The following is a 20,366-nucleotide window of genomic DNA, read 5'->3' as shown; positions in this document are numbered from 1 at the left end:
GTGGGAGGGGTTGAAGTAGCGATAAGCGAAATCCTCTTTGATCCGGACCTCGGGCCGGTGATCCCGTTGCCGCCCGGTCATGACCGGGCGGCATCTCGTCGATGGTGCCGTTCAGCGCTTGGCCGGGGGTAGGCCGATGCGCCGTCCGGCAAGTTCCGGCCAGGCATCGGGCTCGACTCGGGACAGTGCCGCGACGGCTTCATTCACTTCGCTGGGGAAGGGCGCTGGCCGGCCGGCCTGGCTGTCGATACCCATCAGCATCTGCTCGCTGGTGGCCAGCAGGTTGCCCTCGTTGTCCCGCATCTCGAAGAAGACATGCAGGCGCTTGGCATCACGCTCGAGCAGCGTTGCCTCGAGATGCAGTATCTGGCCCTCATGGGCCTCGCGGCGATAGCAGAGATGGGTTTCCAGGGTGTAGAGGGTGTACCCATGGTGGCGACGGCCGTTCTCGTCGAGGCCGAGACGGTGCATCAGTTCCTCCACCGCCAGGGAAAACGCTCGGGCGTACTCGGCATCGTTCATGTGGCCGTTGTAGTCGACCCATTCCGGGGCCACGCGGGTTTCGAGCAGCGCCATCAGATTCGTCCTTCGAGGCCTTCCGCCTCGGGCCAGTACTTCTTCACCAGGCCGAGCACCTCGACGAGGAAGTCGTCGCGGCGGCGATCGAGTTCGGCCACCGGGCGGCCCGCGGCCTGGTACTCGCAGCCCTCGACGACCTTGTCGATCAGCTCCTCGGTGAGCTCCGGGGCTTCCAGCTTGGTCCAGGGCAGCTTCAGTGCCGGACCGAATTGCTCGAGCATATGACGCATGCCCTGATCGCCACCGGCCAGGTGGAAGGTCAGGAAGGTGCCCATCAGCGCCCATCGCAGGCCGCAGCCGTAGACCACGGCGGCATCGACTTCCTCGGTGGTCGCCACGCCGTCGTTGACCAGGTGCAGGGCTTCGCGCCACAGCGCCTCCATCAGACGGTCGGCGATGTGGCCCTCGATCTCGCGACGCACCACCAGCGGGCGCATGGCCAGTTCCTGATAGAGCGCCTGGGCCAGCTCGATCTGATGGGGTTCGGTGGCCTCGCCGCCAACCAGCTCTACCAGCGGCAGCAGGTAGACCGGGTTGAAGGGGTGAGCGACGATCACCCGGCCCGGCACCCAGGCGCAGTCGCGCTGCAGGTCGCTGGGCTTGAAGCCGGACGTGGAGGAGCCGACGATCACGCCGGGTGCCGCTGCAGCGTCGATGGCGGCGAGAATCTCGCACTTGAGCTCGAGGCGTTCCGGCACGTTCTCCTGGACCAGGTCGGCGCCGGCCACCGCTTCCTCGAGGCTGTCGACGAAGGTCAGGCGGGTGGGGGCCGCTCCCTCGGCTAGGCCGAGCGCCTCGAGCGAGGGCCAGGCATTGGCGACGAAGTCGCGGGTGCGTTCGGCGGCTTCGGGTGCTGGGTCGAAGGCCACCACGTCCCAGCCCTGGGCCAGCGCCCGGGCGATCCAGCCGTTGCCGATGACGCCGGTACCGATGACGGACAGTTGGCGGCTCATGCGTCACCTCCGGCGATGCGACCGGTTACCGGATCGCGCAGCTTGAGATGCGAGCGGGTCTCGGCCGGTGTCATGACGCGGCCGCCGAGATGTTCGATGATGCCGGTGGCCTTTTCGACGAGCTGGCCGTTGGTGGCCAGTACGCCTTTCTCCAGCATGAGGTTGTCTTCCAGGCCGACCCGAGCATGACCGCCGAGCAGCGCGGCCTGGGCGACCATCGGCATCTGATGGCGGCCGATGCCGAAAGCCGCCCAGTCGGCGTTTTCCGGCAGCTTGTTGCGCATGGTCAGCATGGTTTCGGTATCGGCCTCGGCGCCCCAGGGGATGCCCAGGCAGAGTTGATACAAGGGGTTGCCGTCGATCAGCCCCTCCCGCTGAAGCTGGCGGGCGAACCACACATGGCCGAGATCGAAACACTCGAGCTCGGGCTTGACGCCGGCGGCCTGCACCAACCGGGCGTGTTCGCGCAGCCAGTCGGCAGTGTTGATGTAGACCATGTCGCCGAAGTTCAGGCTGCCGCAGTCCAGGGTGCAGAGTTCCGGCAGCAGTTCACCCACCGGCTCGTGACGCTGGGCTGGGGTCTGGATGTCGGTGCCCGGGCCGCCGCGGGTCGGGTCCGTGGCATCGGGAATCCAGTCGCCGCCACCACCGGCGGTGATGTTCATGACGATATCGGTGTCGGATTCGCGGACGCGCTCCATCACTTCGCGGAAGTGATCCAGGGAGTGGCTGATGCCGCCGGTCTCGGGATCGCGCACATGGATGTGAGCCACGCTGGCACCGGCGCGTGCGGCTTCGATGCAGTTGTCAGCGATCTGCCTGGGAGTCACCGGCACGTTGGGGTTCTTGCCGGTGGTGTCGCCGGCGCCGGTGACGGCGCAGGTCAGGATGACGTTGCGGTTCATGGTCGGACCTCCTGTGTGAGTCTGAGAGGAGTGTCCGTGAAGATGACGATGTCGAATAAGCACAAGACGACATCGACTTGATATGATGCGCCAATCTACGGCGTGTGGGCGACGAACGTATGCTGCCCCGGCGAGGTGCCGGGGCAATGCGGGTCAGGCCTCGACGCGTCCCAGCAACAAGAACTCGATCAATGCCTTCTGGGCATGCAGGCGGTTGCCGGCTTCCTGCCAGACCACGGCGCGAGGATCGTCGAGCAGGGTTTCGCTGATTTCCTCGCCGCGGTGGGCCGGCAGGCAGTGCAGGAAGAGCACATCGTCGGCGGCGCGATCGAGCAAGGACTCGGTGACCTGGAAGCCGGCGAAGTCGGACTCGCGCTTGGTCTGTTCCTCTTCCTGGCCCATGGAGGCCCAGACGTCGGTGGTCACCAGGTCGGCGCCGTCGACGGCGGTCTGGGGATTGCGATGGATGGTCACGCGGTCGCCGGCGGCATCGAGGATGTCCTGGCGGGGCTCGTAGCCCTCGGGGCAGACCACGCGGAGTTGGAAGTCGAACTGGCGGGCGGCGTTGATCCAGGAGTGGCACATGTTGTTGCCATCACCGATCCAGACGGCGGTGCGGCCCCGGATAGTGCCGCGCAGCTCGGTCCAGGTCATGACGTCGGCGAGCAGTTGGCAGGGATGGTAGTCGTCGGTGAGGGCATTGATGACCGGCACCCTGCTTGCCGAGGCGTACTCCTCGAGTCCCTGGTGGGAAAAGGTACGAATCATCACGATGTCGACCATTTCGGCGAGTACCCGGGCGGTGTCGCCGATGGGCTCGCCGCGGCCCAGTTGGGTGTCACGCGGGGAGAGGAAGAGCGCGTGGCCCCCGAACTGTGCCATGGCCGTCTCGAAGGAGACCCGGGTGCGGGTCGAGGATTTCTCGAAGATCATGGCCAGTGTGCGATTGGCGAACGGCGTATAGGTCGGGCCTTGGGTCATCAGGCCGTTCTTGATCGAAATGGCGCGCTGGATCAGGTAACGAGATTCCTCCGGACTCAGGTCGAGCAGGGTCAGAAAATGGCGGGTAGCCATGGCATCGCTCCACGGAAAAAAACGACCATCCTAGCCACCCCCGGGGGGATGCGCAATGCGCCGTGCATCAGTAGAATGGCTTCATCATAAGGCCGACCAGCGTGCTCGGGTATTGCCTGATGCGATGGTCAACACGCGATTCAGAGGGAAAGCACAATGAGTACCACCGTCGAGAACATTCAGCGGCAGATCAGCGAGAACCCGATCCTGATCTACATGAAGGGCACGCCCCAGCTACCGCAGTGCGGTTTCTCCGCCCAGACCGTCCAGGCGCTGATGGCCTGCGGCGAGCGCTTCGCCTTCGTCAATGTGCTGGACAACCCGGATATTCGTGCCGAGTTGCCCAAGGTCGCCAACTGGCCGACGTTCCCGCAACTGTGGGTGGAAGGCGAGCTGGTCGGCGGCTGTGACATCGTCGTGGAGATGTACCAGAACGGCGAGCTGGAGACGCTGATCAAGGAAACCGCCGCCAAGCATCAGGACGATCAGCCGGAAGGCTGAGCGGCCTGCGTCCGGAAGATCGCCCGCCCCGTGGGCGTAAGCTCGAAGCCGGAAGAGGAACACCCCTGTAGCATGGCTGCAGGGGTGTTTTCTTCCCGCTTCTCTACTTCTTTTCTTTTTTTACTTCTTTCTTTCCTGCTTTTCTCTTCCAGCCGCGAAGCGGCGTTCTTCAAACTTCAAGGTGATGGCCTATGGCTCCTCGACCCCTTGTTCGCGTTGCGCCAGTCGCCAGCCACCGAGGTCCTTGTAGCGATTGATCATGGCGCAGAAGAGTTCGGCGGTGCGCTCGGTATCGTAGCGGGCCGAGTGGGCGGCGCTGTTGTCGAATTCGATGCCGGCGGCACGGCAGGCACGGGCAAGCACGGTCTGGCCGTATACCATGCCGGCCAGCGAGGCCGTATCGAAGCTCGAGAAGGGATGGAAGGGGTTGCGCTTGATGGCGCAACGCTCCACGGCGGCGTTGAGGAAGCCGTGGTCGAAGGCCGCATTATGGCCGACCAGGATGGCACGAGTGCATCCATGGGCCTTGATGGCCTTGCGGACCGGCCGGAAGATTTCTCCCAGCGCCTCGGCCTCGCTGACAGCGACTTGTCGACGCAACGGGTCGTCGAGGCGGATACCGGTGAAGTCCAGCGCCGATTGCTCCACGTTGGCGCCCTCGAAGGGGGTGACATGGTAAGCATAGGTGGCGTCAGGCATCAGGTTGCCTTCGGGATCCATGGTCAGGGTGACCGCGGCGATCTCGAGTATCGCGTCGCCCTGTGCGTTGAAACCGCCGGTTTCCAGGTCCACCACCACGGGCAGGAAGCTGCGAAAGCGCTGCGCCATGAGTTCGCGGGTGACCGCCTCGGTCATGCGCCTCTCCTTGTCCTGGGCACGAAAAGCTGGGCACGAAAGTCCCGAAACGCGAGAGTCTAGCATTTCGGGACCGACTCGTCCCGTCGCCGGTATTCGCGCTCGGCATGGCGCGCTATAATCGGGCTTTCACGACGCTCACCGTTCACCTAGAGGAGCTCTCAGCATGTCCGATGTCAAGAAGGTCGTGCTCGCCTATTCCGGCGGCCTGGACACATCCGTCATCGTCAAGTGGTTGCAAGAGACCTACGACTGCGAGGTGGTGACCTTCACTGCCGACATCGGCCAGGGCGAGGAAGTCGAGCCCGCGCGTGCCAAGGCCCAGGCGCTGGGCGTCGAGGAGATCTACATCGAGGATCTGCGCGAGGAGTTCGTGCGCGACTATGTCTATCCGATGTTCCGTGCCAACACCATCTATGAAGGCGAGTACCTGTTGGGTACCTCCATCGCGCGCCCTCTGATTACCAAGCGACTGGTCGAGATCGCCAATCAGACCGGCGCCGATGCCATCTCCCACGGGGCCACCGGCAAAGGCAACGACCAGGTGCGCTTCGAGCTGGGCGCCTATGCGCTCAAGCCCGGCGTCAAGGTGATCGCGCCGTGGCGCGAGTGGGACCTCAATTCCCGCGAGAAGCTGATGGCCTACTGCCAGCAGCATGATATCCCGGTGGACTTCTCCAGCCAGAAGAAGAAGTCGCCGTACTCCATGGATGCCAACCTGCTGCACATTTCCTATGAGGGCGGCAACCTCGAGGATCCTTGGGTCGAGGCCGAGGAGGACATGTGGCGCTGGAGCGTGTCGCCGGAAGCCGCTCCGGACAAGCCCACCTATGTGGAGCTGACCTTCGAGCGGGGCGACATCGTGGCCATCGACGGCGAGCCGATGCGGCCCCATGAGGTGCTGTCGAAGCTCAACCAGCTGGGTGGCGACAACGGCATCGGCCGTCTCGACATCGTCGAGAACCGCTATGTGGGCATGAAATCGCGCGGCTGCTACGAGACCCCCGGGGGCACCATCATGCTGCGGGCCCACCGTGCCATCGAGTCGCTCACCCTCGACCGCGAAGAGGCTCATCTCAAGGACGAGTTGATGCCCAAGTACGCCGAGGTGATCTACAACGGTTACTGGTGGAGCCCGGAGCGTCGTGCCCTGCAGGCCGCCATCGACGAGACTCAGAAGCACGTCTCCGGCGTGGTGCGCATGAAGCTCTACAAGGGCAATGCCACTGTGGCCGGCCGCCGTTCCGATGCCTCGTTGTTCGACGAGTCCATCGCGACCTTCGAGGACGATGCCGGCGCCTACGATCAGAAGGATGCCGAAGGTTTCATCAAGCTCAATGCGTTGCGGCTGCGGATTGCGGCGGGCAAGGGCCGCCAGCAGGACTGAGCGACGTCGAGGGAGAGCGTCATGCTGAAGAAACTGTTATCCGGCCTGTTCGGCGGGGGAGCGAGGGAGTCCCGCACCGGATCGACGTCCGTCGAGGGCGAACCGGTGGAGTACAAGGGCTATGTGATCGTGTCCCAGCCCGAGGATGTGGGCGGTCAGTTCCGCGTCAGCGGCTGGATTCGCAAGCCGGCCTCGGAGGGCGGCGAGCCACGCGAGCAGCGTTTCGAGCGCTCCGATGTGGTCCCCGGTCGGGAAGCCTGCGATGCCTTGATGATCAGCAAGGCCGAGCGCTTGATCGACGAGCTGGGTGATGCCCTGTTCGATGACGCGCGCTAGCTTGACGCTCGTATTGTCCTGCGATGAGAAACGGCGCCTTGGTGGCGCCGTTTTTCGTTCCTGCCCGTCATGATGTCCGTCGGGCGAGGCATCGACACGCCTAGCCCTCGACATGACTAGTCATCGGCGTTGCTGCCAGACAGATCGTCGACCTCGTGCGGTGCCTCCGGCAGTTCCATCACCAGGCAAGCACCACTGAGGTTGGAAGCGTCCTCGATCCATAGCCGACCGCCCAGATGGGCGACGATCCCGCGGCTGATGGGCAGGCCAAGTCCGCTGCCGCGCGGCCTGCTTCGCGTGGTGTCGGCATGGGGAAGCTGGTGGAATTTCTCGAAGACCCGTTCGCGCTCGGCTTCGTCGATACCCGTGCCGTTGTCGGAGACAGCGAGACGGAAGCCCTGCCGGTGTTGTGCCAGGTGCAGCGAGACCCGGGGAGCGTGGGGATCGGCGAACTTGCCGGCATTGTCGATCAGGTTGATGATCACCTGTTCCAGGCGATCCGGGTCGCCGATCACCTCGGCGCTGTCGACCTCGAAATAGGACGTCAGCGCGATGCCGCGTTTCTCCAGAGGGCGGTGTATCGCCTCCATGGCCTGGCGGGTCAGGGTCACCAGATCCAGCCGCTGCGGCTCCAGGGGTAGGCGGCCGCTTTCCAGGCGAGCCAGGTCGAGGATCTCCTCGATCAGGCGTGACAGTCGCTGGCTTTCCCTTACCACGACATCCAGGAAATGTTCGCGACGCTGCTGGGGAAGTTCGTGATTGTCGCGGAGTATCTCGGCGAAGGCGCGGATCGAGGTCAGGGGCGTGCGCAGCTCATGACTGACCATGGCCACGAACTCGTCCTTGAGGCGGTCGAGCTCACGCAGGCGGGCATTCGCCTCGCGCAGCTCCTGCCCGATGCGGGCAAGCTCCCGGGATTTCTGCTCGAGACGGCGGTTCATCTCCAGGGTTTCGGAGGTGGTATCGAGGATTCGCAGGATCGAGTCCAGATCCAGTGCCTCGCCGCGAACCACCGAATCGATCAGCACCCGGGCTGAGGCGTTGCCCAGGGCGCCGGCCAGGGCCTGTTCGGCCCGGGCGACCAGGGCTGTGGAGGCCGACTGGTCGTCATCGTCGGGCGCATGGTCGGCGAAGACGCGCTGGGCCGCAGTGGTGCCTAGGTAGCGGTCGAGCAAGGCGCGCAGCTCACCTCGCAGGGTATGTCCGCGCCATAGCGAGCTCTGGTCGAGCCGTGGATGAAGCGCTTCGGTGAACAAGGCGGCCTGGGCCTGTTCCAGCGGCGAGGCGCGGCTGAACAGCGAGACCCCGACCAGCAGGCCGATGTTGGCGAGAAGACTCCAGAGCAGGGAATGGGTGTAGATGTCCCAGCCTTCCAGGCCGAATAGCGCATAAGGGCGCAACCAGGCGATGCCGAAGGGGCCCTGGTCCAGAAAGTCGGCATTCAGCCAGCCCGATTGGGCGAAGCCAGGGATCAGCAGGGTCCAGGCCCAGACCAGGATGCCGGCGGACATGCCGAGTCCCGCGCCGAGTCGATTGGCGCCGCGCCAGTAGAGACCGACCAGCAGGGCGGGCGTGAACTGCGCGACCGCGGCGAAGGACACCAGGCCGATGGTGACCAGGCTGTAGGCATCGCCGATCAAGGCGTGGTAGCTGTAGCCGAGCAGCAGGATGCCGAGGATGGCAATGCGGCGAATGCCCAGCACGCGGTTGGCCAGGGACCCCGAGTGGCTGCGGTGCAGGCGCCGTGAACGCAGCAGCAAGGGCATGACCAGTTGGTTGCTGACCATGGTCGACAAGGCAATGGTCTCGACGATCATCATGCCGGTGGCCGCCGAGAGGCCGCCGATAAAGACCAGTACCGGCAGGCCATCGACGCCCGCCGCCATGGGCAGGGTCAGCACGAAGCTGTCCGGATCCTCGCCGGTGCCTCCGAGCAGGCCGGCCATGGCGATGGGGATCACAAACAGATTGATGACCAGCAGGTAGAGGGGAAACAACCAGGCGGCACGCTGGATGTGCCGTTCGTCGACATTCTCCACCACCAGCACCTGGAACTGACGTGGCAGACCGAGAAAGGCCAGGAAGGCCAGTACCAGCATGCCCACCCAGCCGAGCGCACCGCCAGGAACCGACGACAGACTCAGGGCTTCGGTGAGGGCCGGCGTGGCGGCAACTTGCCTGAAGAGGTCGGCCGGTCCCTGATAGAGCACGAAAACGGTGAAGATGCCCACTGCCAGAAAGGCGGCAAGCTTGACCAGCGATTCGAAGGCGATGGCGGCGACCATGCCCTCATGGCGTTCGCTGGCGTCCAGGTGGCGAGTCCCGAAGAGAATGATGAATACGGCCAGCACCAATGCCACCCAGAAGGAGCGGTCGGCCCAGAAACTCGTCTCGGCGGTGGCCATGGAACCTTCAGGTGCGTAGTCGACCAGCATCGCATGGCTCAGCGTGATGGCCTTGAGCTGCAGGGCGATGTAGGGCGTGGTACCGATCAGGGCGATCAGAGCGACCAGCGCACCGAGGCCGGCACTCTTGCCGTAGCGGGCGCTGATGAAGTCGGCGATGGAGGTGATGCGATGGGTGGCGGCGATGCGCACCATCTTGCGGATCACCAGTGGCCCCATGAACATCGCCAGCGTCGGCCCCAGGTAGATCAGCAGAAAGCCCGGCCCGGCTTCGGCGGCTCGGCCGACGCTGCCGTAGAAGGTCCAGGCGGTACAGTAGACGGCAATGGACAAGGCATAGACGGTCGGGGAGCCGATGACCGAGCGCCCTTGCTCGGCGCGTCGATCCCCCCAGGCGGCGATGACGAAGAGCAGCGCCAGATATCCGAAGGCGATCGCCAGGACCACGACATCGTCTCTCATGGGCCTTCACTCCCCGCGCCGATCTTCCATCAAACAGGCCATCATGGCGATGACGACGCCCCAGGCCAGGAACAGATAGAGCGGTAGACCGCCCTCCAGACGATCGGCGATCAGTAGCAGCGGCGGCGTGAACAGCGTCGTGGCCAGGGCGATCAGGGCGACGAGACGCTCCTTGCGGCGCGGGGCATTCATGGGGTGCAGGCATCCTCCCGATCGAGGGCCGTCGCCTGGAAGGCCAGCGCATCCGACAGGCTCTCGATGCCACGGGCCTCGAGTCGACGCCTCAAGGCCAGCCATAGTCGGGCGGTTACCCTGGCATCGCCCAGGGCGGTGTGGCGGGTGCCGGGGGCAAAGCGCAGGCCGTAACGCGCCGCCAGGGTATCGAGGTCGTGGCCGTCGAGGCCGGGGTCGAGGGCGCGCGAAAGCAGGAGGGTATCGATTATCGGCATGTCGAAATCGGCGGCGCCGGTCTGGATGGCCAGCATGTCGAAGGCGGCGTTATGGGCCAGCAGAACAGCGTTACCGATATAGTCGCGAAAGCGCGGCAGGACCTGATCGGCCGTCGGCGCTCCCGCGACATCCCGGTCGCTCAGGCCATGGATGGCGGTGCTGGCCGGCGGAATCGGCCGGCAGGGATCGACGTGCTGCTCGAAGGTCTCGTCGGCCAGGAGCCGGCCATTGACGATACGGCAGGCGCCGAGACTGATGAGTCGGTCTCCCTCGCGCAAGGCCAGGCCGGTGGTCTCGGTGTCGAAAGCAACGATCTCGAGTTCATGCAAGGCGTGGTGGGCGCGTTCGATATCCGGGGCCGGCAGGTTGGCGATATCGAAATCGTGAAATTCCGGGCGCGGTGGAATGGCCTGGCGAGGCGCTCCGGTCCGGGGCAGCGCCGGCAAGGGCAGGCGCAACCTTGCCCCGTTACCGTCGGAAAGGCTCCAGACATCACTGGCATGCTGGCGCAGTACATCCTCGACACTGGGGGAATGAGGGAGGCGTTCGAGGCGCCGATGTCGCCAGTCTTCCAGACGGCGATGGGGCAGTGTCTCACCTTGCCAGCAGATGTCCAGGTAGACCCGGTGGTTGCCGAGACACAGCTCGCCGTCGAATTCGGCAAGGCCCGTCTGTTCGGCGAGCGTCTCGAGCAAGCCGGCGAGTGCCTCGAGCAGCACCGGCGCATCGCCCTTGAGCCAGGCCGGCATGCCCACGGGCGTGATGGTCGGTGTGGTCAACCGTTCGTCCAGGGCCGCCCAGAGGTCGTTGGACCAGAGCGGCACCAGACGCTCGCCCTGGCGACGCAGGGCGTCATGGGCTTCACCCAGGCGTTCCAGGCTGGCGCCCAGTGCGTCGCCTTCCTCATCGATGACGGTTTCCAGTCGCCGACGTAGTTCGGGGGAGTCGTCGCGTGGGAGGTGTGCGAGGGCATCGGCGGCGCTGATCAGGCCGGCGCCATGGCGGCGCAGCGCCGGCAGAAGGCGATCGACGTCGGCCTGGGGGCCGAATTCGCGCGCCCAGGTGGTGGTGGCGTCGGTGAGCGTCAGCAGGGTCTCGTCGCCGGTGAGCCGCCGCAGATCGACATGCAGCCAGTGCTCGTCATGCGGGATCAATACTTCGCGACAGCCACCATGCTCGGACAATGTCGCCATGATCTCGGTGAGGCCCTTCGTCGGCAACAGGTCACCGAGGGCCTTGCCCAGCCCCAGGCCCGGGTGACCGGCGAAGAGTCGCTCGGCGGCTTGGTTGTAGAGCAACAGGCGGTGGTGGCGATCGCAGAGTAGCAAGGGAGTGTCCAGCGTCTGCAGCAGGGCTTCGAGCCGCTGGCTGACCCGTGTGGCATCCCGCGCACCTTCGGTGCGGGCATCGTCCAGCCGTCGGCGGTCCTCCTGCCAGGCCGAATGGATGCGAGCCAGGTCGGCCCCTAGGTCGCGCAGCCAGCCTGTCGGCGGTGACACCTCGGGGGCATCGGGATGGGCGGCCAGGCGGGCAAGCTGGCCTTGCAGGTGACGCAAGGGCGTGAACAGCCTGCGTTCGAGCACGAAGCCCGAGGCGAGCAGGATGGCACCGCCGGAGAAACAGCCGAGCCACAGGGCCAGGCGGGCCATGCCATGGGGCTGGTAGAGACTGTCCAGCCAGGCGGCGAAGAGTGCACCGCCGAGCAGGCCGGCGCCGCTGAGCAACAACCACAGGCCGACCAGGCGCTGGCGGCGGGGTAGACCGGATACGCGCCAGGCCATCAGGCGTCCTTGTCGAGCAGGGCTCGAACTTTGTCGACCAGCGTCCGGGTCGAGAAAGGCTTGGTGATATAGTCATCGGCGCCCAGGGCCAGGCCCTTCTCGCGTTCCACCTCACGGCCGTGAGCGGTGAGCATGATGATCGGCAGATGTCGGTGAGCGGAATCGCCGCGCAGGCGCTCGAGGACCTCGAAGCCCCCGATGCCGGGCAGGCTGATATCGAGCAACACCAGGTCGGGCGCGTCGTCGGCGATGAAACGCAGCGCGGTCTCGCCATCCTCGGCGGTGGTGACCTCGAAGCCGGCCTGTTCCATCAGAAATTCCAGCGACAGGACGATATTGGGTTCGTCGTCGACCACCAGCACACTGGCCATGCGCACTTCCTCTTGCTTCATTGTGATTGACGAGGCCTTTCTGGGCAGTCTAGTGGCCTCGCCAGGTGGGGCAAAGACGACCTTGGGCCAACACGTCCGGGGCAGGCACGGGGTCGTCGGCACCGCCGGTGTCATCTAGACTGGCGACTGCATTCGAGCAGGGAGGGATTCCATGATTCATGTTCACCATCTGGAAAACTCGCGTTCACAGCGAGTGCTCTGGTGTCTCGAGGAACTCGGTGTCGACTATGAGCTCGTGACCTATCGGCGCGATCCCGAGACGATGCTGGCGCCGGCGTCGCTCAAGGACGTGCATCCGCTGGGCAAGGCGCCGGTGATCACCGACGAAGGTCGCGATGGTCGGGCGGTGGCCGAATCGGGCGCCATTCTCGAGTACCTGGTGGAGCGCTTCGACGAGGCGGGGAAGCTGGTTCCGCCGGCCGGCAGTGACGCGCGCGAGGATTATCGTTTCTGGTTGCATCATGCCGAGGGCTCGGCGATGCCGCCGTTGGTGATGCGACTGGTCTTCTCGCGGCTGGACAAACCGCCGGTGCCGGCCTTGATGCGCCCGTTGGGGCGACAGTTCGCCAAGGGTGTCGAGCGGCGTTTCCTGGGGCCACGGCTGCGCGAGCTGGCGGGATTCTGGAACGATGCCCTGGCCGAGTCGCCCTGGTTTGCCGGCGAGCATTTTTCGGCGGCCGATATCCAGATGAGCTTTCCGATCCTGGCGCTGGAAAGCCGCGGTGGCCTCGCGAAGCTGCCGAACCTGGCGAACTTCCTGGTGCGCTGCCGGGAACGTGAGGCATATCGTCGGGCCGTTGAGCGAGGAGGCGAGTTCTCGGTGGTGTAAGCGGTATCGCCACGCTCTACGACTTTGGTCTTGTCTCCCGTGAAAATCAGTGGTTTACCTTCGTACCACGTGTGAGCGCAATGGATTCGCGCGGCGTTTCGTCGCATAATGCAAAGCTTGCTAATGAATAGTCGTTCACATTCCCGCCCCCTGTTCCAAGGAGACAACAGCGCATGAGTGCCGTGCTGCTTCTGGTCCTGGGCCTTGGCGCGATGGGACTCGGGTATCTCGTCTACTCGAAGTTCATCGCCGAAAAGGTCTTTCGCCTGACCGCCGATTTCCAGACGCCCGCCCATGAGTTCGAGGATGGTGTCGATTTCGTCCCCACCAATCGCTACGTGCTCTGGGGTCACCACTTCACCTCGGTCGCCGGGGCGGCGCCCATCGTGGGGCCGGCCATTGCGGTGATCTGGGGCTGGCTGCCGGCCTTTCTCTGGGTCGTGCTGGGTACCATTTTCTTCGCCGGGATACACGATGCCGGCGCGGTCTGGGCCAGCGTGCGCAATCGGGCGCGCTCGGTGGGGGCGCTCACCGGTGAGGTGGTCGGGGCACGGGCGCGAAGCGTCTTCATGATCGTGATCTTCCTGCTGCTGCTGATGGTCAACGCGGTCTTCGCGGTGGTGATCGCCGGCTTGATGATGGACTTTCCCTCGGCTGTGGTGCCGGTGTGGGGAGCCATCCTGGTGGCACTGGTCATCGGCCAGTTGATCTATCGGCGGATCATCGGGCTCGGGCTGGTGTCGCTGCTGGGTGTGCTGGCGCTGTATGCGCTGATCGGCATCGGGCCATCGGTGCCCGTGCAGATGCCCGCCGAGGTCGGGTTCATGCCGGGCAATGCGATATGGATCCTGATCCTGTTCGGCTATGCCGCCATCGCTTCCCTGCTGCCGGTCTGGATGCTTTTGCAGCCTCGCGACTACATCAACGGCCTGCAGCTGTTCATCGGGCTGATCATCCTTTACGGCGCGATTGCGGTGCTCAACCCCGAGATCGTTGCGCCCGGCATCAACAGCAATGTGCCGGCCGGGACGCCCTCGCTGTTCCCGCTGTTGTTCGTGACCATCGCCTGCGGTGCCATTTCCGGGTTCCATGGTCTGGTCGCTTCGGGCACCACCTCCAAGCAGCTCAACAGCGAGAAGGATGTACGCTTCGTCGGCTACTTCGGTGCCGTCGGCGAAGGCATGCTGGCGCTGGGCGCGATCCTGGCGGCCACCGCCGGCTTTGCCAGCCTCGGTGACTGGCAGGCAATGTACGATGCCTTCGGCCAGGGCGGCGTGAATGCCTTCGTCGAGGGCGGTGCCTTCATCATCCATAATGGCATCGGTATTCCGGAGGCCACGGCGGCGACGCTGCTGACGGTGATGGCGGCGCTGTTCGCCGGTACCACCATGGATACTGGCCTGCGGCTGCAGCGTTATATCTTCCAGGAATGGGGGGAGATCTATGACCTGGCCTGGATGAAGAAGCCGGCGATCGCCACACTGCTGGCGGTGGGGAGCTGCCTGGTCCTGGCCTTCGGGGCTGGCGCCGATGGCTCCGGCGGGCTGATCATCTGGCCGCTGTTCGGTACCACCAATCAACTACTGGCGGGGCTGACGCTGCTGGTCGTCTCGGTGATGCTGGTGCGCAAGGGGCGTCCTGTCTGGTATACCCTGGTGCCTCTGGTCTTCCTGGTGATCGTAACGGTGCTGGCGCTGTTGGCCCAGTTGAGAAGCTTCTACGAGGCAGGCAACTACTTCCTGCTGGGGCTGGATATCGTGGTGCTGATCGCTTCCGTCCTGGTGGCCATGGAATGCACCGCGGCGATCAAGCGTCTGCGCGGCGAGGCCCAGGCGGCAGCGAAATAAGGCAGGAGGGAAGGATGCGCGATGCTCGGGATGAAGCTCTGGCCCGGCGCTGGCGGCGCTGGCTCGGTCGGGCCCGCTACCTGGCCGAAGAGGCCTATTCGGCCCCTTACCGGGGCGCCATCGCCCGGGCGCGTCGCGATGAGGACGACCTGTTCATGCTGCTGGTCTTCTCTGAGCTGATGGGCATGCCGAATCCGGTCGGCTACTACACCCTGGAGCTGCAACCATTGTTGATGGAGCGCTTCCACGACTGGCATCAGCGGATGGGCATGGAGCGCTCGCCGCTGGACGACTTTCGCTGTTGCTGAGTGTCGAGCATGCCGGATGAATCGTTGAGAGAACTGCTCGAACGCCGCCTGCTTTGGGTTGGCGGCAAGGGTGGCGTCGGCAAGACCTCGGTCGCCGCCGCGCTTGGCGTACTGGCCGCACGGCGAGGGCGTCGTGTCCTGGTGGCATCGACGGACCCCGCCCACAGCCTTGGTGACGTTTTCGACACGTCGTTGGGTGATAGCCCCCGCCGCGTTCAGCCGGGCCTGGATGCCATGGAGATCGACCCGGATATCGAGGTCGAGGCTCATCTCTCCCGGGTGACGGCGCAGATGCGCCGGTACGCCGCGCCAGGCATGATGGACGAGCTGGAGCGCCAGATGCGGTTGTCGCGACAGTCGCCGGGCACCCAGGAAGCAGCCTTGCTGGAACGCCTGTCGCGATTGATGACCGATGATGAGGCTCCCTATGATCTGATCATCTTCGACACCGCGCCCACCGGGCACACCCTGCGCCTGCTGAGCTTGCCGGAAGCCATGGCCGCCTGGACCGATGGCCTGCTGGCCCACAACCGCAAGTCCGAAAAGCTGGGCAAGGTGCTCGATCATCTGACGCCCGGCTCCGGCCGAGACCTGGATTCGCCATTCGACGAGGGTGCCGAAGGCAAACGTGACAGCCTGGATACGCGCACTCGGGACATCGCCGAGACGCTGCTGGCGCGTCGCCGTCTCTTTCACCAGGCGCGACGGCGGATCGAGGATGCCGAAGCCAATGCCTTCCTGTTCGTGCTGACCCCGGAACGCTTGCCGATCCTCGAGACCGGACGTGCGGTGAGTTCGCTCGAGCAGGCGGGCATTCCGGTCGCGGCGGCGCTAGTCAACCGCGTGCTGCCGGAGAACGCCGATGGCGATTTCCTGGCGGCGCGGCGTCGGCAGGAGGCGAGCTATCTGGCGCGCATCGATGAGGACTTCTCACACCTTCCGCGGCCGCATTTACCCTGGCTGCCTTCGGATGTGCAGGGACTGCCGGTACTCGAGACCCTGGCCGACCATCTGGAAGACGAGGGGTTGTGATCTCGGCGAGTATCCTGCCTTTCCCTTATGCCGATGCCTTCCGAGAGTCTGACGATTTATTCTCTTGAAACATATTGAAGTCGAAATCATGAGTCGGATAATGGATGCCTCTAAACCCCAGTAGTGGAGTCAAGTATTATGTGGCGGTCCATGTTGACGACGGCATTGCTGGTGCTCGGCATATCACCGGCCCTGGCGGCTGATGTTCCGCCTCTGGTGACGGCCGACTGGCTGGCTCAGAGGCTCGGCGACGATAACCTGGTGGTGCTGGACGTTCGGTCCGGTATCGATGATGGCGGCGATCGCGGCAGTTTCGAGGCGGGCCATATCCCCGGCAGTCTCTACAGCAGTTATACCGACGATGGCTGGCGGGAGACCCGGGATGGCGTGTCCGGTCTCCTGCCGCCGATCTCCAGCCTGGAGCGGCTGATCGGCGGCCTGGGCATTGACAACGACGATACCGTCGTCATCGTGCCGGCAGGTACCGGACCGACGGATTTCGGCAGCGCGGCGCGTGTCTACTGGACGTTCAAGGTGCTGAGCCATGATGAGGTGGCCATTCTCGATGGCGGCTTCGCCGGCTGGCAGGCACAGGGACACGAGGTGGCGAGCGGCACCTCCAAGCGTCCGGCATTCGCTGACTTTCAGGGGCAACTGCGCGAGGACTTGCTGGCCACGGCCGATGAAGTGACGTCGGCGCGTGAACGGGGCTCCCAATTGGTGGATGCCCGGCCCGCCGATTACTTCCGTGGTGAAAACCAGTCGCCGGCCGCCACGGCGCCGGGCACCATTCCAGGCTCGCGCAACTTGCCGCACCAGACCCTGCTGGGGGAAAGCCAGCAAGCCTGGTACCTGGATCAGGACGTGATTCAATCGCGCATTCGCGAGGCCGGGCTTCAGGGCGACAGGCCCACGGTATCCTTCTGCAATACCGGGCACTGGGCGGCGACGGACTGGTTCGTGCTGAGCGAGATCGCTGGGTTCGAGGATGTGTCCCTCTACGATGGCTCGATGGCCGAGTGGACGCAGGACGAGGAGCGCCCCCTGGCCGTTGCCAAGCGTGGCCTCGGCAAGGTGCTCGAGATCTTCGGGCTGGGTAGCTGAGCGATGGCGAGAAGTCTTTCAGTCCCTTTCGCCTGCGTCATCGCAATGGAGTCTTTCAAGGTGAGAAGCGCATGAGTCAAGTGGCAAGTGCCGCGCCGCCGGTGCGTGAGGCGGGCGTGGATCGTTTCGTGGTGGGCCTGGCGCTGCTCGGCATGGTGGTCCTGGGCGGCCTGATCTACCTGGAGACCGCGCCTTTTCTGCTGGCGCTGTTCGCCATCGGCGGTTTGCTAGGGGTGGCGCTCTACCATGGAGCCTTCGGTTTCACCGCGGGCTGGCGCAACCTGGTGACCAAGAAGCGTGGGGCCGGCATGCGCGCTCAGCTACTGCTGTTCGCCCTGACCGCTCTGATCATGGTGCCCCTTCTGGGGAGTGGTCGTGAAAACATGATCGGTGCCGTGGCTCCGGTGGGCACCTCGTTGGTCGTCGGTTCCTTCCTGTTCGGCATCGGCATGCAACTCGGTGGGGGTTGCGGCTCGGGTACCCTGTTCACGGTGGGGGCCGGCAATCTGCGGATGCTGGTCACGCTGCTGTTCTTCATCATCGGGGCGGTGATTGGTTCGATCCATTTGCCCTGGTGGCTCGACCTGCCGGCGGTGGACCCGATCAGTCTCATCGACAGTGTCGGCGTGACTGGCGCCATCGCCGTTCAATGGCTGGGACTGGGCGCGGTGACGCTCTGGGTCAACCGCATCGAACGCCGCGCCCATGGCGAAATCGAGCACGGCGAGCTGCGTCTTCTCCCGGCCGAGGGAAGGGCGTGGCGAGCTCTGTTCACGGGGCGCTGGCCCTTTCTCTGGGCGATCCTGGTACTGGCCGTCGGCAATGCCCTGACGCTGCTTATCGGCGGTTCGCCCTGGGGAATTACCTTCGCCTTCAACCTGTGGGGGGCCAAGGCGCTGCAGGCGGTCGGTGTCGACATGGGCCAGTTCGAGTTCTGGAACTGGGTCTATCCCGCCCAGGCACTGTCCGACTCGGTGCTTGTCAATATTCCGTCGGTCATGAACTTCGGCCTGCTGCTGGGGGCGATGCTGGCGGCCGGGATGGCGAGCCGTTTCAACGAGGCCAGTCGACAGAAGCCACAGGGGCGCCCCTTTCTTGCCGCGGTGGTGGGTGGTCTGCTGCTCGGCTATGGCGCTCGCCTGGGCTTCGGTTGCAATATCGGTGCGCTGTTCTCCGGGCTAGCCTCGGCCAGCGTGCACGCCTGGGTGTGGTTTGCCTGTGCTTTCGCCGGTTCGCTGGTGGGTATTCGCCTGCGGCCCTGGTTCCGTCTGGCCAATTGATCACGAGGAGAGACGACCATGTCGGATGCCTATAAGCGTCACCGTATCGTCGGGATCCTGCTGGCCATTCTGGTGCTGATCCTCGTCGATCACCTGAACAGCCCCACCTTTGCCTTCAACATGGGCGATGGGCGTGCCAAGACCACGTTGATGCAGCGGGACGCCAGTGCCTGTGCTCCCTGCGGTGCGCCCTGTCCGTCGACGCGCGAGTAGTTGGCCCTGCTTGCGTGGGCATTGAAGCGCTTTCCTAGATATCGACCTTGTCCGGGTATTCGCACAGGTCTTCAATCACGCAGCTTCCGCAACGGGGCTTGCGCGCCACGCAGGTGTAGCGGCCGTGCAGGATCAGCCAGTGATGCGCATCCTTGCGAAATTCCTTCGGCACGTAGCGCAGCAGCTTCTGTTCCACCTCGTTGACGTTCTTGCCCTTGGCCAGGCCGGTGCGGTTGGAAACCCGGAAAATATGGGTGTCCACGGCAATGGTGGGTTCGCCGAAGGCGGTGTTGAGGATCACGTTGGCCGTCTTGCGGCCGACGCCCGGCAGGGCCTCTAGGGCGGCGCGTGAACGGGGCACCTCGCCGCCGTGCTTGTCTTCCAGGAGGCGGCAGGTCTTCATCAGGTTCTCGGCCTTGGTGTTGTAAAGGCCGATGGTCTTGATGTGTTCCTTCAAGCCATCCAGGCCCAGCTCGAGGATGGCCGCGGGCGTGTTGGCGACCGGAAACAGCCGTGCGGTGGCCTTGTTGACGCCCACGTCGGTCGCCTGCGCGGACAGCAGGACGGCGGCGAGCAGTTCGAAGGGCGTGCTCCAGTTGAGCTCGGTGGTCGGCTCGGGATTGTGCTCGCGCAATCTGACGAAGATCTCGTGGCGTTTCTGAGCGTTCATGACAGATCGGTTCCGGGATGATCAGGACGGGCGGGAGAGAGCGTCGCGAGCCTGCTCGAGCATGCGCTCGGCGCGTTCGAGCTGATGACGGGCGGCGTCGATGGCGTCGTCGTCGCCCTGACGCTGAGCGTGCGCCAACTGCTGGCGGGCACGACGCCGAGCTTGCTCGGCGGCATTGACCGCGAAACGCCGCTGGCGCTCGGCCGATGTCGTCGGGGTCGCGCCTTGGGTGCCTTCCAGCTGACGGTCGATATCGGCGAGACGTGAGCGCAGATCATGGGCGCGCTGCTCGAGCGACTGGCGTTCTTCGGCACTGAGTTCATCGCTTTGCCGCTGGCGGTCGAGGCGCTTGAGGCTGGCAAGCAGGCTGACCCGGGTCGTGCGCAGATTGTTCGAGGCACTGGCTGGTGTGCCGCCGGCGCCTGCGTCCGGGGATGTACGGCGTATTGCCTGACGCTCGGCGCGGCGGCGTCGCTTTTCTTCGGCCTGGCGGGCCAGCCGCCGGTTGCGCGCTTCGTGGCGCTGACGGCCGAGTGTCGCGCGTTTCGCCAGGTAATCACGTCGCTGTTGCGCGTCTTCGGCGGCTTGCCACTCGGGGTGGGGCAGCAGGTCGATGCAGTCGACCGGACAGGGCGCTACGCACAGTTCGCATCCGGTGCACTCGCTCTCGATCACGGTATGCATCTGCTTGGCGGCGCCGAGGATGGCGTCCACCGGACAGGCCTGGATGCACTTGGTGCAGCCGATGCACTCGTCCTCGCGAATTTGCGCGACCAGCGGTGACTGGGCGGGCTGCTCGAGCGGCAATGCGGAGCGGCCGGTCAGCTCCGCGAGGCGCACGACGGTCTCGTCGCCGCCGGGCGGGCAGCGATTGATCGGCTCGCCTTCGGCGATGGCCTCGGCGTAGGGACGACAGCCATCATGGCCACACTTGCCGCATTGGGTCTGCGGCAGCGTGGCGTCGATGGCCTCGATCAGGGTCGGCTGTTCCGTCACCGCGCAG

Annotated in this window: 21 protein-coding genes; 10 read left to right on the top strand and 11 right to left on the bottom strand. The window is 65.0% G+C overall.

Going from position 1 to position 20,366, the window contains the following annotated elements; genetic code table 11:
* Window positions 1-111 precede the first annotated feature (111 nt).
* The 4 genes from HSDC_RS03800 to argF form a co-directional block, all read right to left on the bottom strand.
* The gene (locus tag HSDC_RS03800; RefSeq protein WP_064698562.1) at window positions 112-576 is read right to left on the bottom strand and encodes a thioesterase family protein; all 465 of its coding nucleotides are present in this window, start codon (window positions 574-576) and stop codon (window positions 112-114) included.
* Window positions 576-1,532, bottom strand: coding sequence for an L-carnitine dehydrogenase (locus tag HSDC_RS03795; protein WP_064698561.1), 957 nt, complete (start codon window positions 1,530-1,532; stop codon window positions 576-578). The genes HSDC_RS03800 and HSDC_RS03795 overlap by 1 nt, the downstream gene beginning before the upstream one ends.
* Complete coding sequence (locus HSDC_RS03790; protein ID WP_064698560.1) at window positions 1,529-2,437, bottom strand: beta-keto acid cleavage family enzyme; 909 nt, start codon at window positions 2,435-2,437, stop codon at window positions 1,529-1,531. The genes HSDC_RS03795 and HSDC_RS03790 overlap by 4 nt, the downstream gene beginning before the upstream one ends.
* Before the next feature lie 153 nt (window positions 2,438-2,590).
* Window positions 2,591-3,511 carry an ornithine carbamoyltransferase gene (gene argF / locus HSDC_RS03785; protein ID WP_064698559.1) on the bottom strand — a complete coding sequence of 307 codons (921 nt, stop codon included), beginning with the start codon at window positions 3,509-3,511 and terminating at the stop codon, window positions 2,591-2,593.
* 156 nt (window positions 3,512-3,667) lie between these two features.
* On the opposite strand from argF, the gene HSDC_RS03780 reads away from it, so the two are divergent.
* The gene (locus tag HSDC_RS03780; RefSeq protein WP_064698558.1) at window positions 3,668-4,012 is read left to right on the top strand and encodes a Grx4 family monothiol glutaredoxin; all 345 of its coding nucleotides are present in this window, start codon (window positions 3,668-3,670) and stop codon (window positions 4,010-4,012) included.
* 189 nt (window positions 4,013-4,201) lie between these two features.
* Here HSDC_RS03780 and rnt read toward each other — a convergent pair whose 3' ends face one another.
* A complete protein-coding gene (gene rnt / locus HSDC_RS03775) occupies window positions 4,202-4,867 on the bottom strand; it encodes a ribonuclease T (protein WP_064698557.1) in 666 nt (221 codons plus the stop codon).
* A gap of 166 nt (window positions 4,868-5,033) precedes the next feature.
* On the opposite strand from rnt, the gene HSDC_RS03770 reads away from it, so the two are divergent.
* Complete coding sequence (locus tag HSDC_RS03770; protein ID WP_064698556.1) at window positions 5,034-6,254, top strand: argininosuccinate synthase; 1,221 nt, start codon at window positions 5,034-5,036, stop codon at window positions 6,252-6,254.
* A gap of 21 nt (window positions 6,255-6,275) precedes the next feature.
* Entirely contained in the window at window positions 6,276-6,590 is a 315-nt protein-coding gene (locus HSDC_RS03765; protein WP_064698555.1) for an HlyU family transcriptional regulator, read from the top strand.
* Window positions 6,591-6,706: 116 nt separating this feature from the next.
* Here HSDC_RS03765 and HSDC_RS03760 read toward each other — a convergent pair whose 3' ends face one another.
* From HSDC_RS03760 to HSDC_RS03745, 4 genes are read right to left on the bottom strand one after another with little or no spacing between them, the layout of a single operon-like run.
* The gene (locus HSDC_RS03760; protein WP_064698554.1) at window positions 6,707-9,457 is read right to left on the bottom strand and encodes a sensor histidine kinase; all 2,751 of its coding nucleotides are present in this window, start codon (window positions 9,455-9,457) and stop codon (window positions 6,707-6,709) included.
* A 6-nt stretch (window positions 9,458-9,463) separates the two neighbouring features.
* Window positions 9,464-9,649 carry a hypothetical protein gene (locus HSDC_RS03755; RefSeq protein WP_064698553.1) on the bottom strand — a complete coding sequence of 62 codons (186 nt, stop codon included), beginning with the start codon at window positions 9,647-9,649 and terminating at the stop codon, window positions 9,464-9,466.
* Window positions 9,646-11,688, bottom strand: coding sequence for a 3'-5' exonuclease (locus HSDC_RS03750; RefSeq protein WP_064698552.1), 2,043 nt, complete (start codon window positions 11,686-11,688; stop codon window positions 9,646-9,648). Before HSDC_RS03750 ends, HSDC_RS03755 begins: the two co-directional genes overlap by 4 nt.
* Window positions 11,688-12,059, bottom strand: a complete 372-nt coding sequence (locus tag HSDC_RS03745) for a response regulator transcription factor (RefSeq protein ID WP_064698551.1) — start codon at window positions 12,057-12,059, stop codon at window positions 11,688-11,690. Before HSDC_RS03745 ends, HSDC_RS03750 begins: the two co-directional genes overlap by 1 nt.
* 172 nt (window positions 12,060-12,231) lie before the next feature.
* Between HSDC_RS03745 and HSDC_RS03740 the strand changes: the two genes are divergently transcribed.
* From HSDC_RS03740 to HSDC_RS03710, 7 genes are all read left to right on the top strand, one after another.
* A complete protein-coding gene (locus HSDC_RS03740; protein ID WP_064698550.1) occupies window positions 12,232-12,909 on the top strand; it encodes a glutathione S-transferase family protein in 678 nt (225 codons plus the stop codon).
* A 173-nt stretch (window positions 12,910-13,082) separates the two neighbouring features.
* Complete coding sequence (locus tag HSDC_RS03735; protein ID WP_064698549.1) at window positions 13,083-14,756, top strand: carbon starvation CstA family protein; 1,674 nt, start codon at window positions 13,083-13,085, stop codon at window positions 14,754-14,756.
* A gap of 14 nt (window positions 14,757-14,770) precedes the next feature.
* Complete coding sequence (locus tag HSDC_RS03730) at window positions 14,771-15,064, top strand: cory-CC-star protein (protein ID WP_064698548.1); 294 nt, start codon at window positions 14,771-14,773, stop codon at window positions 15,062-15,064.
* A gap of 9 nt (window positions 15,065-15,073) precedes the next feature.
* Window positions 15,074-16,096 (top strand): ArsA family ATPase, encoded by a 1,023-nt coding sequence (locus tag HSDC_RS03725; protein ID WP_064698657.1) that lies wholly within the window; start codon window positions 15,074-15,076, stop codon window positions 16,094-16,096.
* Between the two features lie 138 nt (window positions 16,097-16,234).
* On the top strand, window positions 16,235-17,200 hold the full coding sequence (locus tag HSDC_RS03720; protein WP_064698547.1) for a sulfurtransferase: 966 nt from the start codon (window positions 16,235-16,237) through the stop codon (window positions 17,198-17,200).
* Between the two features lie 71 nt (window positions 17,201-17,271).
* On the top strand, window positions 17,272-18,480 hold the full coding sequence (locus HSDC_RS03715) for a YeeE/YedE family protein (RefSeq protein WP_064698546.1): 1,209 nt from the start codon (window positions 17,272-17,274) through the stop codon (window positions 18,478-18,480).
* Window positions 18,481-18,498: 18 nt separating this feature from the next.
* Window positions 18,499-18,693, top strand: a complete 195-nt coding sequence (locus tag HSDC_RS03710) for a hypothetical protein (RefSeq protein WP_013332487.1) — start codon at window positions 18,499-18,501, stop codon at window positions 18,691-18,693.
* A gap of 34 nt (window positions 18,694-18,727) precedes the next feature.
* On the opposite strand, the gene nth is transcribed toward HSDC_RS03710, so the two are convergent.
* Together nth and HSDC_RS03700 are read right to left on the bottom strand one after the other, a co-directional pair.
* A complete protein-coding gene (gene nth, locus HSDC_RS03705; protein ID WP_064698545.1) occupies window positions 18,728-19,363 on the bottom strand; it encodes an endonuclease III in 636 nt (211 codons plus the stop codon).
* 21 nt (window positions 19,364-19,384) lie between these two features.
* Window positions 19,385-20,359 carry an RnfABCDGE type electron transport complex subunit B gene (locus tag HSDC_RS03700; protein WP_064698544.1) on the bottom strand — a complete coding sequence of 325 codons (975 nt, stop codon included), beginning with the start codon at window positions 20,357-20,359 and terminating at the stop codon, window positions 19,385-19,387.
* Window positions 20,360-20,366: the final 7 nt, after the last annotated feature.

Origin of the sequence: Halomonas caseinilytica (genome assembly GCF_001662285.1) — a bacterium.
GTDB lineage: Bacteria > Pseudomonadota > Gammaproteobacteria > Pseudomonadales > Halomonadaceae > Halomonas > Halomonas caseinilytica.
This window is presented reverse-complemented; position numbering and strand designations above follow the sequence as displayed.